This is a genomic window from Comamonas sp. Y33R10-2 (assembly GCF_019355935.1).
Classification (GTDB): domain Bacteria; phylum Pseudomonadota; class Gammaproteobacteria; order Burkholderiales; family Burkholderiaceae_C; genus Comamonas.
In genome coordinates this window covers 2,196,700-2,210,841 of sequence record NZ_CP079925.1, presented here as the reverse complement: position 1 = coordinate 2,210,841, position 14,142 = coordinate 2,196,700, and the positions used below count along the sequence as shown (strand labels likewise).

The 14,142-nt window shown below is 58.6% G+C and carries 10 protein-coding genes and 1 pseudogene; 3 read left to right on the top strand and 8 right to left on the bottom strand.

The window, feature by feature from the left end; all coding sequences use genetic code 11:
* Positions 1 to 54: 54 nt before the first annotated feature.
* Positions 55 to 1,980, bottom strand: coding sequence for a DEAD/DEAH box helicase (locus KUF54_RS09900; protein ID WP_219342604.1), 1,926 nt, complete (start codon positions 1,978 to 1,980; stop codon positions 55 to 57).
* A 265-nt stretch (positions 1,981 to 2,245) separates the two neighbouring features.
* On the opposite strand from KUF54_RS09900, the gene ettA reads away from it, so the two are divergent.
* On the top strand, positions 2,246 to 3,907 hold the full coding sequence (ettA, locus tag KUF54_RS09895; RefSeq protein WP_219342603.1) for an energy-dependent translational throttle protein EttA: 1,662 nt from the start codon (positions 2,246 to 2,248) through the stop codon (positions 3,905 to 3,907).
* A 46-nt stretch (positions 3,908 to 3,953) separates the two neighbouring features.
* Entirely contained in the window at positions 3,954 to 6,398 is a 2,445-nt protein-coding gene (locus tag KUF54_RS09890; protein ID WP_219342602.1) for a DUF1631 family protein, read from the top strand.
* A 112-nt stretch (positions 6,399 to 6,510) separates the two neighbouring features.
* Here the strand turns inward: KUF54_RS09890 and KUF54_RS09885 are convergent, their stop codons facing one another.
* Positions 6,511 to 7,557, bottom strand: a complete 1,047-nt coding sequence (locus tag KUF54_RS09885) for a P1 family peptidase (RefSeq protein WP_219342601.1) — start codon at positions 7,555 to 7,557, stop codon at positions 6,511 to 6,513.
* A gap of 157 nt (positions 7,558 to 7,714) precedes the next feature.
* On the opposite strand from KUF54_RS09885, the gene KUF54_RS09880 reads away from it, so the two are divergent.
* A complete protein-coding gene (locus KUF54_RS09880) occupies positions 7,715 to 8,551 on the top strand; it encodes a MetQ/NlpA family ABC transporter substrate-binding protein (protein WP_219342600.1) in 837 nt (278 codons plus the stop codon).
* A 20-nt stretch (positions 8,552 to 8,571) separates the two neighbouring features.
* Here the strand turns inward: KUF54_RS09880 and KUF54_RS09875 are convergent, their stop codons facing one another.
* The 6 genes and pseudogenes from KUF54_RS09875 to KUF54_RS09850 all read right to left on the bottom strand — a co-directional run bounded on the left by KUF54_RS09875 (position 8,572) and on the right by KUF54_RS09850 (position 14,068).
* The gene (locus tag KUF54_RS09875) at positions 8,572 to 9,774 is read right to left on the bottom strand and encodes a leucine-rich repeat domain-containing protein (RefSeq protein ID WP_219342599.1); all 1,203 of its coding nucleotides are present in this window, start codon (positions 9,772 to 9,774) and stop codon (positions 8,572 to 8,574) included.
* Positions 9,775 to 9,834: 60 nt separating this feature from the next.
* Positions 9,835 to 10,170: a copper-binding protein gene (locus tag KUF54_RS09870; protein ID WP_219342598.1), complete on the bottom strand. Its 336-nt coding sequence runs from the start codon at positions 10,168 to 10,170 to the stop codon at positions 9,835 to 9,837.
* 59 nt (positions 10,171 to 10,229) lie between these two features.
* Positions 10,230 to 10,784 carry a DUF411 domain-containing protein gene (locus KUF54_RS09865; protein ID WP_219342597.1) on the bottom strand — a complete coding sequence of 185 codons (555 nt, stop codon included), beginning with the start codon at positions 10,782 to 10,784 and terminating at the stop codon, positions 10,230 to 10,232.
* Between the two features lie 108 nt (positions 10,785 to 10,892).
* Positions 10,893 to 12,278: a multicopper oxidase family protein gene (locus KUF54_RS09860; protein WP_219342596.1), complete on the bottom strand. Its 1,386-nt coding sequence runs from the start codon at positions 12,276 to 12,278 to the stop codon at positions 10,893 to 10,895.
* A gap of 1 nt (position 12,279) precedes the next feature.
* Positions 12,280 to 13,736, bottom strand: a pseudogene (locus KUF54_RS09855) (TolC family protein).
* Positions 13,733 to 14,068 carry a hypothetical protein gene (locus KUF54_RS09850; protein WP_219342595.1) on the bottom strand — a complete coding sequence of 112 codons (336 nt, stop codon included), beginning with the start codon at positions 14,066 to 14,068 and terminating at the stop codon, positions 13,733 to 13,735. The pseudogene KUF54_RS09855 and the gene KUF54_RS09850 overlap by 4 nt, the downstream one beginning before the upstream one ends.
* Positions 14,069 to 14,142 lie beyond the last annotated feature (74 nt).

Genomic DNA, 14,142 nt, shown 5'->3' with positions numbered 1-14,142 from the left:
TGTGAGAGTGAGTTGCTTTGGAAGCGTATTCACGCCCTTAGCTGAGTAGCTGGCTTAACGACCGTAGCCGCCACCAAAGCCGCCGCGATTGCCGCCGCCGCCATTACCACCGCGGTTGCCACCGCCACCATTGCCACCGCCGAAGCCGCCACGGTTACCACCGCCAAAGCCACCACGGCGACCGCGGTCTGCCATGCTGTCTACGCTGGTGCGCATCGGGTCAGGCTGGCCGCCGTTGCCGCCGCGCGAGCTGTTGTTGCGGGCATGACCTTGTTGGGTGCCCAGATGGGCGTCAGCGCGAGGAGGCTGGTCGTCATAGCGGCCACCGCGTTCGCGGTCACCAAACTGGCGCGAGTCATTGCGACTAGGGGCGCGTTGCTGGTCGTTGTTGTAAGGGCGTGGTGCGCGCTCGCCTTGGCCAAATTGTGGTTGGCCACGATCGCCGCCGCGCTCAGCACCTCGTTCAGCGCCGCGCTCGGAATGACGGTCAAAGCCGCGATCCGCGTTGCGACCGTTGCCGCTACGTTCTTGCTGGCCATTGCCCTGACCTTGAGGGCGTGGATTGCCGAAGCGGCCATTGCCGCGTGGGCTATTTTGACGGGGTGGGCGTTGCTGGGCTTCGCCAGCTGCTTCACCTTGGCCACCGCCTGCTGCTGGGCGACGTGCGCCGCCGCGACCACCGCCGCCGCCAGGGGCCTTGGTGGTGCGAATGCGTTCCATCATTTCCTGACGGGCAGCCTTAGCAGCTGCTTGCATGACGTCGCGGCTCGGAGGCTTGCCTGCGCCGCCCCACAGAGTTTGGCGACCCATGGCGATGGGCTCAGCCACTTCGCCATCTTCAGGGCCAAAGCCTTCGATGAGGTTCACTGGAATCTCTTGCTTGGTAAAGCGCTCGATATCCATCATGAAGCCTTCTTCGTCCATGCAGACGAGGCTTACGGCATTGCCTTCGCGACCGGCGCGGCCAGTGCGGCCAATGCGGTGCACATAGTCTTCCGAGATATTAGGAATCTCGTAGTTGACCACGTTAGGCAATTCGTCGATGTCGATACCACGTGCTGCAATATCAGTAGCAACCAGTGCACGCAATTCGCCGGTCTTAAAGCCTTCCAAGGCTTGAGTACGGGCGCTTTGGCTCTTGTTTCCGTGCAACGCCATGGCGCTGACACCGTTCTTGCTCAGGAACTCGGCAACATTGTTAGCGCCAAATTTTGTACGGGTGAACACCAGTACTTGGCTCCAGTTGTTTTCCTGAATGATGTGCAGCAGAACTTGCTTTTTCTTGCCGCGACCCACGGGGTGGATCACCTGCTTGATACGTTGCACCGTCGTGTTGCTGGGCGTGACCTGAATGGACTGAGGGTTTTTGAGCAGTCCATTAGCCAAATCGCGAATTTCATCGCTGAAAGTCGCTGAGAACAGCAAGCTTTGCTTGTTCTTAGGCACCAATGCCAGCACCTTCTTGACATCATGGATGAAGCCCATGTCTAGCATGCGGTCGGCTTCGTCCAAGATCAGCATCTCGACGGTAGACAAGTCCATGAAGCCTTGGCCCACCAGATCCAGCAGGCGGCCGGGGGTTGCGACCAGAACGTCCACGCCTTTTTCAATGCGAGCGATCTGTGGCTTCATGCCAACACCACCGAAGATCACGGTGGAGGTGATGTCCATATATTTGGCGTAGCAGCGCAGGTTTTCTTCAACCTGGGCAGCCAACTCGCGGGTGGGGGTCAGCACCAAAGTGCGAATGCCCTTGCCACCAAAGCGGTTCTTAGGCGCAGTGCCCATGGACAAGCGCTGCAGCATGGGCAGCGTAAATGCTGCCGTCTTGCCGGTTCCGGTCTGGGCGCCTGCAAGCAGGTCGTGGCCTGCAAGAACCAGAGGAATGGCTTGCGCCTGAATGGGGGTTGGGTTTGCGTAACCCTGCTCTTGTACGGCCTTAAGAATGGCCGGATCCAAGTTTAGTTCTTCAAATGTCATTGTGATCAGTTGCGCTAATCCGTAGCGCGGGGTATCAGCCTGTCATGGCAGCCTGTTAGGCTGCCTGGCCAGTTGTAGGCAGATAAAGTTGCATGTTGGGAGCTTGGAAACGCTTCCGTTGTCCCCAGCTGAAGTGCTGCTGCAGCAGGCAACTGGACGCCTATTGCGAGGGGTATTGTCGCATGCGCGGATAATCATGGTTTGTTTGTCGCGAAAAGCGGCACACTTTTTTGCATAAATTCAAGCAACTCAAAGCAATTCGAACATGGCTCAATACGTTTTTTCAATGAATCAGCTGACCAAGACGGTGCCGCCAAAGCGCCAAATCTTGAAAGGCATTTCGCTGAGTTTCTTTCCCGGTGCCAAGATCGGCGTGTTGGGCCTGAATGGTTCGGGTAAGTCCTCGCTGCTGAAGATCATGGCTGGCGTGGATAAGGAATACGAAGGCGAAGCGATTCCAATGGCGGGCTTGTCCATTGGTTACCTGCCTCAAGAGCCTCAACTCAACCCTGAGCACACCGTGCGTCAGGCTGTTGAAGAAGCCATGGCTGAGGTGAACAACGCCAAGGCGCGTCTGGAAGAAGTCTACGCAGCCTACGCTGAAGAAGACGCTGACTTTGATGCACTGGCTGCCGAGCAAGGCGAGCTGGAAGCCATCATCGCTGCCGCTGGTACCGACTCCGAGCACCAACTGGAAATCGCTGCTGACGCGCTGCGCCTGCCCGCATGGGATGCCAAGGTTGGCCTGTTGTCCGGTGGTGAAAAGCGCCGCGTTGCTCTGTGCAAGCTGCTGCTGTCTAAGCCCGACATGCTGCTGCTGGACGAGCCAACCAATCACTTGGACGCCGAGTCTGTGGATTGGCTGGAGCAATTCCTGCACCGCTTTACCGGCACTGTGGTGGCGATTACCCACGATCGTTACTTCTTGGATAACGCTGCCGAGTGGATTTTGGAGCTGGACCGTGGCCACGGCATTCCTTACAAGGGTAACTACTCTGACTGGCTGCTGCAAAAGGGCAACCGTCTGGAAGCCGAACAAAAGGGTGAAGAAGCGCGTGCCAAGGCTCTGAAGAAGGAGCTGGAGTGGGTGCGTCAGAACGCCAAGGGTCGTCAGGCCAAGTCTAAGGCGCGTATTGCACGCTTCGAGGAATTGAGCGACTTCGAATACCAACAGCGCAACGAAACACAGGAAATCTTTATTCCTGTGGCCGAACGTCTGGGCTCCAAGGTTATCGAGTTCAACAATGTCTCCAAGTCCTTTGGCGACCGCATGTTGATCGACAACCTGTCGATGAACATTCCTGCAGGCGCGATCGTCGGCATCATCGGCCCTAACGGCGCCGGTAAGTCGACCCTGTTTAAGCTGGTTGCCGGTATTGAGCAGCCTGATTCCGGTACCGTGGACATTGGTCAAACCGTGAAGATGGCCTTTGTGGACCAGCACCGCGATGCGCTGGCCAATGAAAAGACCGTGTGGGAAGACATCTCCGGCGGTCTGGACATCATCACCGTGGGCAAGTTCCAGATGGCTTCGCGTGCTTACGCTGGTCGCTTCAACTTCAACGGTCAAGACCAGCAAAAGAAGGTCGGCAACCTCTCCGGTGGTGAGCGCGGTCGTCTGCACTTGGCCAAGACCCTGATTCAGGGCGGCAACGTGCTGATGCTCGATGAGCCATCGAATGACTTGGACGTCGAAACCCTGCGCGCGCTGGAAGATGCGCTGCTGGAATACGCCGGTACCGTGATGGTGATCTCTCACGATCGTTGGTTCCTGGACCGTATTGCGACGCACATTTTGGCTGCTGAAGGCGATTCGCAGTGGGTCTTCTTTGACGGCAACTACCAAGAGTACGAAGCCGATAAAAAGAAACGTTTGGGCGTTGAAGGTGCTGCGCCTAAGCGTATGCGTTACAAAGCGTTGAAGTAAGCGACAAAATGCTTTCAGCCTCGGCTGAAGCGGGTATTCTTAGGGCATGAGCCTCGCCCATGCATCTGTCTCCGTGCTGCGTACATGCCTTGTTAAGGCAGTACGTGGCGCTGATGCATTTGCGCTGCGTTTATTGCAGCGCACCGAATACGCCTTGGAGCAGACCCTGTCATCGGGTTTTTCGTCTTCAAGGCAGGATGTACTGAGTGCTGCGCTGCACAACTTGCAGCTGCATCGCTCCTCAATCATCAACAGCTTTCCGCAGAACTTGCTGGAAGCACTGATCCTATCTGCGCGCCAACCCTTTTCTTTCAGTGCCCAGACGCTAGATGCTGGCAGTGGACGGTATTTGCCCCTGACTGCGATGGCGGAGTCAGCAAGTCGCCAGATCAAGGCTGAGCACAATTTAGTGCAACTGGTCTCCCCGCAGGTCGAACTGGCACTGGCAGACCTAGACGCACTGATGAGTGGTGCGCAGGGCTTGGAGTTCGCCCAGCCGGAGTGCAACCCGCTGCGCCTGGAAAACTATGTGCGCGCTCTGAGTCAGTCTTTGACTGCTTTGCAGCCTGCCATGGAGGTGGCAGATTGCTGGCGTGAATTCATGGCCCAGCAGCTAGGTGGACTGCTCGCGAGTGAATATGCCCGCACAGCCAGCTTGCTGCGTCAGCAAGGGGTTCAGCCTGCGCGTTATGGGGTCAGTCTTGATTCCCCACCTCAGTGCTTGCTGACCTTACGCGTGTTGCAAGAGATGGCGTCGGACTTGCGCTGGATTGATAACCAGCACTTTACGATTCCGCAAGCATTGACGGACTCCATGTTGGCCGGCTGGCCTATGAGTGAGCCAGCAGCAGCACCCGCATCTGTACATGCCTCGGAATCTGCTTTTTTGCCTACATCAGTCGCGATGCAAGGGGCCGACCAAGGCCTGAAGCCGGGCTGGACGTCTTACTCAGCATCTGCGCTACAAACTACGCGCCAGCCTTGGGTTTCCAGCGCTATGGGTGGACTTAGAGCGGTACAAGCCACTCAGGCACCTATCGCGCTGATTCATTCGCGCACCTTGCAGCGCATGATGAGCCACATGACCAGTGATGGCCGTTTGCTGCCGGCAGTGCAACAAGTGCTGCACCAACTAGAGCCTGCACTGCATCAACTGGTGAGGAGCGACAGTGCTTTCTTTGAAGACCGCATGCACCCAGCGCGGCAATTGCTCGATGAGTTGACGGCGCGTAGCCTCTGGTTTTCTAGCGAATCGGCCTTGGGCTTTGCGCACTTTATTGCCGTGGCAGACGCTGCGACAAAGCAGCTGGCCAGTCTGGTTCAGGTCAACGCAGCGATGTTTGCACAGGCGCTTCAATATGTGCGCGAGCAATGGCCGCCAGAAGGCCGCATGAGCGGCATCGCAGCTTTAGGCATACAAGCAGATCACGAAGACTCTACTCAGCAAGGACTGATGCACTCAGTCTTGGGATTGGTGGATCGCCAGATGGTGAGCGCGGCGATTGAGAAGACGCCGCCTAATGCCGTCCAACTGGGCAAGATGATTCGCAGCCTGCCCAGTGCCAAGGGCGTACCTGAAGATATTTTGGATTTTGTGACTGGCCCATGGGCAGAAGTCATTTCTCAGGCGCAGCAGCAAGCGCAGCCTAGTCAAGAGCGTGATCCTGGTGGCTACTTGGCATTGGTGCCTAGTTTGCTGTGGAGTGTGTCGCCGCAGGCCTCTTTGGATGTATCGCGTCTGGTCGCCATCGCCCCTAGATTGCAGCGCCGCCTCGCAAGAGGCTTGCGCAGTGTGGGTCGCTCTGATGTTGAAATTGCTGCTTTGGCCGCTCGTTTAGGCAGCTTACAGCAGCGTGTGCTTGATACTGCGCAGGTGCTAAGCCGTAGCCCAGAGGCGCACAGCGATACCAGCACTGATTTGTTCGATGAACTGCCAAGCATGTTTGGCGGGCTTGATGAGGATGCGGAATCTGCGCATGCAGCGTTTGAAGCATCCTTGCCTGTGTTGACGGAAATGATGGATGTGGTGTTTGAGTTTGCACCAGAGCCTGAAGTCAAACCCGTAACTAGGCATGTCGCCAAGTCGGTTCCTGAGCCGGTATACAAGCCTGAGCTTCAAGTACAGCCCCAGCCTGACTTTAGCCCTGCACCCATGATGCTGGAAGCTGTTGAGTTGCTGGAGTCCGCCGTAGCTGCTGCCCCGGCGCCTGTCCTTTCTGCTAGCGTGCAATCGCAGCATCACCATCAGGTGTCAAATCAGGAACCAGTTCAGGCACCAGTTCAGGCAAGCACTTCAGAGTGGACGTTGGGCACTTGGGTAGAGCTGCGCAATGAGCGCCAGCAACTGCGCACCAAGCTCACCTGGGTCAGCCCGCAGCAAAGCCTGTTCTTGTTTACCGCAGAAGATGGCAGCACCCAGTCCATGACACGCCGTATGCGCGACAAGCTGCTGGAGCAGGGGCAGCTGCGCCGCCTTGAGGCCATTGTTTAGAGCACACCCTTGATGCGTCGTTGCATCGCCTTGTCGTACGCATGTACTGCCTGCGGTTTCGCGCCTCGTCTCAAACGCAAACCTGTGGTTTGCTGGGTGGTGTTTGCGTCTCTTAGCCTTGAGTCTTGAAATTTTGATAGCAGGGTAGTTTTGCCTGCCCTGCGATCTGCACGGATTGCGCCAACAAAATTGCCCGTGCTGTTGCCACGGCAACGGCCTCAGCGGCCAGCGTGCTCAGCGTCATCATTCCCAAACTTTTGCCACTTTTGCCTGTGCCCAGTGCAAACAGGCTGTCGCCGTCACTCATGGTGTGCACAGGGTTGATGGCGCGGGCCAATCCGTCGTGGGCCACCACGGCCAAGCGGTGGGCCTGAGCTTTGGTGATGATGGCATCGGTGGCGATCACGCCAATCGTGGTGTTGCTGGCCGCCAAGATAGGGCAATGCTCCTCTCCTGCCAGCAAGGCATCGCGCGTGCCGCGTAAATACTGGCCATCTGCCGTGCGGGCTCCTGCCAATAGTTCGCCATTAAAGGGGTTGAGCACATCGCCTAGCGCATTGCAGGCAATGATGGCGCCCACGGTTACGCCATCTACGGTAAAACTGGCCGTGCCAATGCCGCCCTTCATGGCACGCTCAAGCCCAAAGACTTTGCCAACTACCGCGCCGGCACCTGCGCCCACGCTGCCTTCGGCTGGTCGATCGTTGAGGTCGGCATTGCCGATGTTGGCGTTTTGGCAAGCCGCGTAGCCTGCCGCTGCATCCGGGCGTATGCGCATATCGCCCAGCATCACATCAAACAAAACAGCGGCAGGCACCAGCGGAATGCGGCCCACGCCAATGTTCAGGCCAGCGCCTTGCTCTTCCAGCCAGCGCACGGCGCCAGTGGCGGCGTCCAGCCCCCAAGCGCTGCCGCCGGCCAGCATGATGCCGTGTACCTCTTGCACCAGATTGCTGGGGTGCAGCAAATCCGTCTCGCGCGTCCCGGGCGCTGCGCCGCGCACATCAACGCCGCCTACTGCGCCATCTGGGCAGAGCACGGCGGTGCAGCCGGTAGGGCGGCGCGAGTGTGTGAAGTGCCCCACGCGAATGCCTTGCACGCGAGCTATATGGCCGTCATGTGCAAGTAGCTGGGCGATGGATTGAGGAGATGTCACCATGGGTTTTCTAGTCTCTTATATTGTTTTAAAGATAAACAGATGGATTTTTATTCTTTAGAAGCGAGGTCTGCAAGGCTCATACTTGCTTACATTGTTGCGGCGCGGTAAATAAATGAGAACTGTGCTGCGAAAGCTCAACAAATTCAAGGAGTCATTCATGTCCGAACGTTTTTCTTTTGCCGCTAGCCGCCGCTCTGTTTTGGCCACTGCGGCTTTGGCTTTTGCCGTCACTCTGGGCGCTCCTGCGATGGCGCAAGATGCGGCCAAGAAGAACCTGCTGATCGGCGCGACTGCAGGCTCCAACTATGACCTGCTGCAAAAAGGCATCCTGCCCCAGTTGCAGAAAAAGGGCTACCAAATCAAGCTGATCGAGTTCAACGACTACGTGCAGCCCAACCTGGCCCTGTCGGATGGCTCGCTGGATGCAAACTTCTTCCAGCACCGCGCTTACTTTGACCAGTTCACCGCCGACCGCAAGCTGGCACTGAGCGCGATTGCGCAAGGCCCGGTCGCGCCCATGGGTGTGTACAGCAAAAAGCACAAGTCGCTGGCTGACGTCAAGAGCGGCGCCAAGGTGGCTTTGCCTAACGACCCCAGCAATCTGGCCCGCGCACTGCTGGTGCTGCAGCAAGCGGGTTTGGTGAAGGTCAAGGAAGGTGTGAACCCAGCGCGTATTTCTGAGCTGGACTTGGCTGCCAACCCGCACAAGCTGAAGTTTGTGGCGCTGGATGCGGCGCAACTGCCCCGCGTACTGGAAGACACCGACTTTGTGGTGGTGAATGGCAATTTCGCCATCTCATCTGGCCTGAAGCTGACAGAAGCCGTAGTCTTGGAAAAAACGCCTGATTTGTACCTGAACGTGGTGGCCGTGAAGACCGGCAACGAAAACAGCCAGTGGGCTAAGGACTTGGCTGCGGCTTACCGCTCGCCAGAGTTCAAGGCCGTGGTGGACACCCAGTTCCCCGGCTACTCTAAGCCTGCTTTTCTGAAGTAAATAGTGGATTCAAGCAAGGTTCAGACTGTCCGGGTCTGAATCTCTTGATGCAAGTGGCGCAATGCTCGCAGTTCAATCTGCTGCAGCTGCGCCACTTGTGCTTTGGGCAGAGCCTCGGTCATGGCGGCGGCCCCAAAGTCGCTGAGCATGGCGTCGCCCGTCGCTGCGTTCCACAGAATGTTGTGGGCATAAAAATCGCCATGCAGCACGCCGCGCACGTGCAGTTGGGTGAGGGCGCTTTGCATGGCTTGCAGCAGGCGCTGCGCAGCGAAAGGTGAAAATTTCTGCTCAGCCCCATAAACATCGCGGGTGCAGCTGTCAAAACTGGGTGGCCCCGCCAGTGGCTGCATTGATGCGTCTAGCAAGGGCAGGGCGGTGGCCAGTTGCCCGTCGGGTGCGCCAAGCACTTGGGCGAGCGGTGTGAGTAGTTGCGGATGCTGGCCAATCGCAAGACCTGCTGCCAGTTCGGACTGCGGCGTGCCATCACTGGTGTGAGCGGCTTTGAACAGTTTGAGCGCCAGTGACTGATTGCCGTGGCTTGCGCGGTAAATATGGCCGCTGGCGCCTTGGCCCAGCAGCTCATGAATTTGCAGATTTTGATAAAAAATAAGCTCAAGTGCTGGTGATTCAAGCACTTGTAGCTCACTTTTTTGAGTCATTGGGTTGCCCGCCATGGCAAGCCATGCCAGTGCGGGTAGCTCAAAAATCACCTCGGGCAGTTGTTCAAACTGGTTGCTGGCAATGCGCAGCAGCTCAAGTTTTTGGCATTGCGCCAGACTGCTGGGCAGGCTGCGCAGCTGGTTGCAAGACAGCATCAGCTTTTGCAAGCGCGGGCACTGGCCTAGGGTGTCCGGCAGGGTTTGCAGGCGGTTGTCCGTCAAGATCAGCCAGCGCAGGCGTGGCGGCAGGCTATTAGCTGGCACATGCTCGATGCGGCAGGCTTTAAAGCCAACCATCTCCAGCGCAGGCATTTGGCCCAGCACCGCTGGCAGCTCGGTAAATGGGTTGCCCGAGGCAAACAAAATGCGCAGCTTTTTAAAGCGCGTAAGGTCGCCCGGCAGCTGGGTGAGCTGGTTGCCCGATAGATCCAAAACTTCCAGTGAATCGGCCAGCGCATACAGGGCTTGCGGAAACTCCGTCAGCGAATCGCTGAGCTGGATATGGCGGGCGCTGGCCAGTGTGCCGTCAGCGAGTTGGGAGTGAAATTGCTTGAGCGTCAACATGAAGGCCGCAGTCTAAGCGCTGTGCCGCACTGCGGCGGCCTTTGCCATCCTCAAACCACTTTAAACCGCTAGCTGAATGTGCGTGATGAGCAAGACTCCCTCTTTTTCCTCGGCGTGGAACAGCACCTTGTCACCCTTTTTGAAATCGGCTGGCTTGGCTGAGTCGGTCAACACAAACACCATAGTCATGGCGGGCATGTCCAGGTTTTTGATCTCTTCATGACGGATGGTGAGTTGGCCGCTGCGGGTGTCGATGCGGGTGATTTCACCGGCAGTCATGACTTGTTGTGCGCTGCTTTGCGTGGCGCTGTGAGTGGAATGATCAGAATGGTTCTGGGCAAACGCCGGGCAAGTCAGGGCAGCGCTCAGGCCGATGATGGGCAGAAGTTTTTTCATGGTTTTTTAGATTCGGGTGCCGGTTTGGTCGGCTCAGCCGTGTTTTTTAGGCGTGTTTTTTAGCTGCGGTAGCTGGTGAAGACGCGGGTGGTGACGCCGTTGCCCATGAAGTTTTTGGTGACCAGCAATACATCAAACGGGTCTTTGCGGCCGCCGTAGTCGGGGCCATCCATGCCGGGGCTGCCAACAGGCATGCCGGGCACGGTGATGCCTAGCGCCTTGGGCTTCTCTTTGAGCAGCTTATGCACATCGGCGGCGGGCACATGGCCTTCGACGACATAGCCGCCCACCAGTGCGGTGTGGCAAGAGCCCAGGTTTTGCGGCAGGCCCAGCTTGGCGCGCACGGCGGCGTTGCCTACGTCGTGCACTTTGATGTCGAAGCCCGCTTTTTCTATGATGGCGATCCAGTCCTTGCAGCAGCCGCAGTTCGGGTCTTTCCAGACTTCCATCGCTGTTTTGATGGGCGAAGCGGCAAGCGCTGAACTCACGGGCAAGGCGCTGATGCTGGCGGCGGCGGCGGCGGCGGCGGCAAGTAGGCGTAGTGCGTGGCGACGGGTAGCCGTGGCGGCCGTGGTGGTTGTTGCAGCAGTGGCGGCTGTATGGGTGTGTTGCATGGTGTGGCTGGCTTTCATCAACAAGCGTGAAATTGAAGAGTCGGATTTGAGTGAAATTTGCCTGTAGCCCTTTTCAATAAAGGACTAGTAGCTATGATTTTTGATGAATCAGTGGTGATCATGGGCTGACTTTGAGCCGGGCTTGTGCGCGGTGGCTGCACCGGGTGCGGTGCCGGGCAAGTCTTTGCGCGGGGCGTTGGCATCTAGCGGCGCACCCTTCCATTCATAGGCTTGCGTGCCCTTGGGCTGGGTGTACCAGCCGGGGTCACGGTAGTCATTTGCGCCCAGACCTTGGCGCACCTTCAAGCTGGTGAACATGCCGCCCATCTCAATGGCGCCGTACGGCCCCTTGCCCGTCATCATGGGGAAGGTGTTGTCGGGTAGCGGCATTTGCATGCTGCCCATATCGCCCATGCCGCGCTCGCCCATCAGCATGTAGTCAGGCACGATTTTCTGGATCTTGCTCACCAGACCTTTGTGATCCACGCCAATCATGGTGGGCACATCGTGCCCCATGGCGCCCATGGTGTGGTGGCTTTTGTGGCAATGAAAAGCCCAGTCGCCGGGCTCGTCGGCAATAAACTCAAGCTGCCGCATTTGCCCAACAGCCACATCGGTGGTCACCTCAGGCCAGCGTGCAGTTTTGGGCACGGGGCCGCCATCGGTGCCGGTCACTTCAAACTCGTGGCCGTGAATGTGGATGGGGTGGTTGGTCATCGTCAAATTGCCAACGCGTATGCGCACCCTGTCACCTTGCTTTGCCACCATCGGCGTGATGGCCGGAAAGGCGCGGCTGTTGAAGGTCCAGATGTTGAAGTCCGTCATCTCGTTGATGCGCGGCGTCATGGTGCCGGGCTCTACCGCATAGGCGCTCAGCAGCAAGGCGTAGTCGCGCTGCACGGTGTCGATCAGTGGGTGCGAGCCCTTGGGGTGGGTGATCCACAAACCCATCATGCCCATGGCCATTTGCACCATTTCGTCCGAATGTGGGTGGTACATAAAGGTGCCGGGGCGGCGCGCTTCGAACTCATAGACAAAGGTTTTGCCGGGCGGGATATGCGGCTGGTTGAGCCCGCCCACGCCATCCATGCCATTGGGCAGGCGCTGGCCATGCCAGTGCACGGTGGTGTTTTCCGGCAAGCGGTTGGTCACGAAGATACGCACCTTGTCGCCTTGCACCACCTCGATGGTCGGGCCGGGAGACTGGCCGTTGTAGCCCCACATGTTGACGAAAAATCCGGGCGCGACTTCGCGCACCACGGGCTCGGCGACCAAATGAAATTCTTTGATGCCCGCGTTCATGCGCCAAGGCGTGCTCCAGCCGTTGAGCGTGACGATGGGCTGGTAGGGGCGACCGTTGGGCGGCGTCAAAGGCGCAGCGGTATCGGCACTGCTTTGCATGACGGGCTCGGGCAAAGCAGCCATGGCGACGCGGCTGACGGACGATGCGGCGACTGCAGCGGCTGCGCTGGTGAAGAAAGATCGGCGTTGCATATCAGTGGCCTGCATTGGGTGTAGTGCTGGGGGCTGTAGAGGGCGCTGTGATGGGCGCTATAGATTGCGATGTCCCCGGCGATGTCCCATAGAGCGCCAACTGCAAATCAGTCTCTGCCAGCCAAAAGTCGCGCTGCGCCTCAGTCGTGGTAACCACGGCCTGCGTGGTGCTGCGGGCCTGCGCCAGCAACTGCCACACACTCATGAACATGCCGTTGTAGCGGTACACGGTTTCTTCTTGCATCAGCTGAGCCAGAGGCAGCACCTCGAATTGCTGCTGCTGGGCCAGATCAAAAGCCGTGCGGTAGGCCAGCCAATGGCTGCGGGCCTCGCTGCGGGCGCGAATGGCGTTTTCGCGCAGCAAGGCAGCGCTGCGCAGCACTTGATTGCGCGCCATGCCGCGTGCGGCAAAGCCCCAGTCAAACAGAGGCAGGGGCACGTCAAACTCCCAGCCCTGTGTTTTATCGCTGTGGCCCGTCGCTCTTTCGGTGCGGGTGTTGTTGCTGTAGCTCGCTCCCACATTGCCAAAATGCTGCCAATCGTGGCCCAGCCTTGGCGCCCTGCGCTCACATCCAAATCACGGCGCAACGCACCTAAATCGAGTCGCTCTTGCAAAGCGGTGGCTTCGGCGTCATCACCACTGCGCAGCGCTGCCGCTTTGGGCAGGGCTGGCAGTTGATGAGGCAGTTTGAACGCCAGTTGCTGCCCCCACAGGCCCATGCGCCGCGCCAGCTGCTCGCGCTCTAGCTGGGCATTGAGGCGGGCGCGGGCCAGTTGGGCTGCGGCTTGTTGCTGCTGGGTTAGCTCCTTGGCTTGGTCCATCTTGCTGAAGTTGCCTACCTGTGCCATGCGCCGGGCTAATTCACCGCCCAGTGCGGCCGCGTCGTGCATGCGCTCGTTGGCAGCCAGGGCTTGCTCGGCGGCCACGGCGCGCAGCCAAGCGCGGCGCGTGTCTGCGGCCAGCAGCAGCACTTGCTGGGCAGCGCTTAGCGTGGCTTGCTCCATCTGCCAGCCTTGCCAGCGGCTGCGCCAAGGCAAGGTGATGAGGTTGATGAGCCCAAAGCTGAGCTGGCGCTCAATTTCGCGTTCATCGCCATTGCGAAAACGGCCAAAGGTAAAGCTGGGGTTGGGCAGGGTCAGCGCCTGCACGCGCTGTGCGTCTTGTATGCCCAACTGCGCCAGCTGGGCTTGCAGCCCGGGGTTGTTGAGCAAGGCAATGCGTACGGCGGTATCGGCATCGACATCAGCCTTGAGCCAGTCGGCAATCTGCACTTGCACGTTTTGAGCCCCTTGCTGGGCTTGGGCGTCGTTGGGTGAAGGTAGTTGTGCGCCAGCTGGCAGGCGAGCTGCGGTGTGCTCGCTCACCTTGCTGCGCAAGCCGTCTGGCGAGATGCTGGCGCAGCCGGCCAGCACCCAAGCTGCCAGCAAGGGCGTGACTTTGAGAGCGCAGCGCTTCATGGCTTATCCCTCTGCGGGTGTGGATGCGCTGATGGGGTCTTGCCGTTGGCTGCGCTCTGGGCTTTTTCCCACTCGATCACATCGGCATGGCCGCGTGCAAAGGCAGCCACTGCTGAATTAGCGGCTTTCCAGTCGCCAGCTTGCTCGACGATGGCACCACTGCTGGCCAGCGGCTGGTGCTGCAGTGGCAGCGTGGGTGCTGCGGGGTTGAAAACACTGTGCTCTGCGGCAGTTGGCACAGCGGGTTTTGGGGCTTGGGCCAAGGCCAGCGAGCTAGCCGTGGCGATGAGCAGCGCCGCGGCTTTGAAAGAAAAAGGATGCGCTTGGCGCATAGAAAATTCCTGTCGTCTAAAACCAAGAGAAGCTCCGCAGGATTGAGCGATTCATATGAATAAAGGGCTCAAGT

Excerpts from the sequence above, each read along its gene's own strand:
- KUF54_RS09900 (WP_219342604.1), bottom strand. The coding sequence starts at position 1,980 with ATGACATTTGAAGAACTAAACTTGGATCCGGCCATTCTTAAGGCCGTA.
- ettA (WP_219342603.1), top strand. The coding sequence starts at position 2,246 with ATGGCTCAATACGTTTTTTCAATGAATCAGCTGACCAAGACGGTGCCG.
- KUF54_RS09890 (WP_219342602.1), top strand. The coding sequence starts at position 3,954 with ATGAGCCTCGCCCATGCATCTGTCTCCGTGCTGCGTACATGCCTTGTT.
- KUF54_RS09885 (WP_219342601.1), bottom strand. The coding sequence starts at position 7,557 with ATGGTGACATCTCCTCAATCCATCGCCCAGCTACTTGCACATGACGGC.
- KUF54_RS09880 (WP_219342600.1), top strand. The coding sequence starts at position 7,715 with ATGTCCGAACGTTTTTCTTTTGCCGCTAGCCGCCGCTCTGTTTTGGCC.
- KUF54_RS09875 (WP_219342599.1), bottom strand. The coding sequence starts at position 9,774 with ATGTTGACGCTCAAGCAATTTCACTCCCAACTCGCTGACGGCACACTG.
- KUF54_RS09870 (WP_219342598.1), bottom strand. The coding sequence starts at position 10,170 with ATGAAAAAACTTCTGCCCATCATCGGCCTGAGCGCTGCCCTGACTTGC.
- KUF54_RS09865 (WP_219342597.1), bottom strand. The coding sequence starts at position 10,784 with ATGCAACACACCCATACAGCCGCCACTGCTGCAACAACCACCACGGCC.
- KUF54_RS09860 (WP_219342596.1), bottom strand. The coding sequence starts at position 12,278 with ATGCAACGCCGATCTTTCTTCACCAGCGCAGCCGCTGCAGTCGCCGCA.
- KUF54_RS09850 (WP_219342595.1), bottom strand. The coding sequence starts at position 14,068 with ATGCGCCAAGCGCATCCTTTTTCTTTCAAAGCCGCGGCGCTGCTCATC.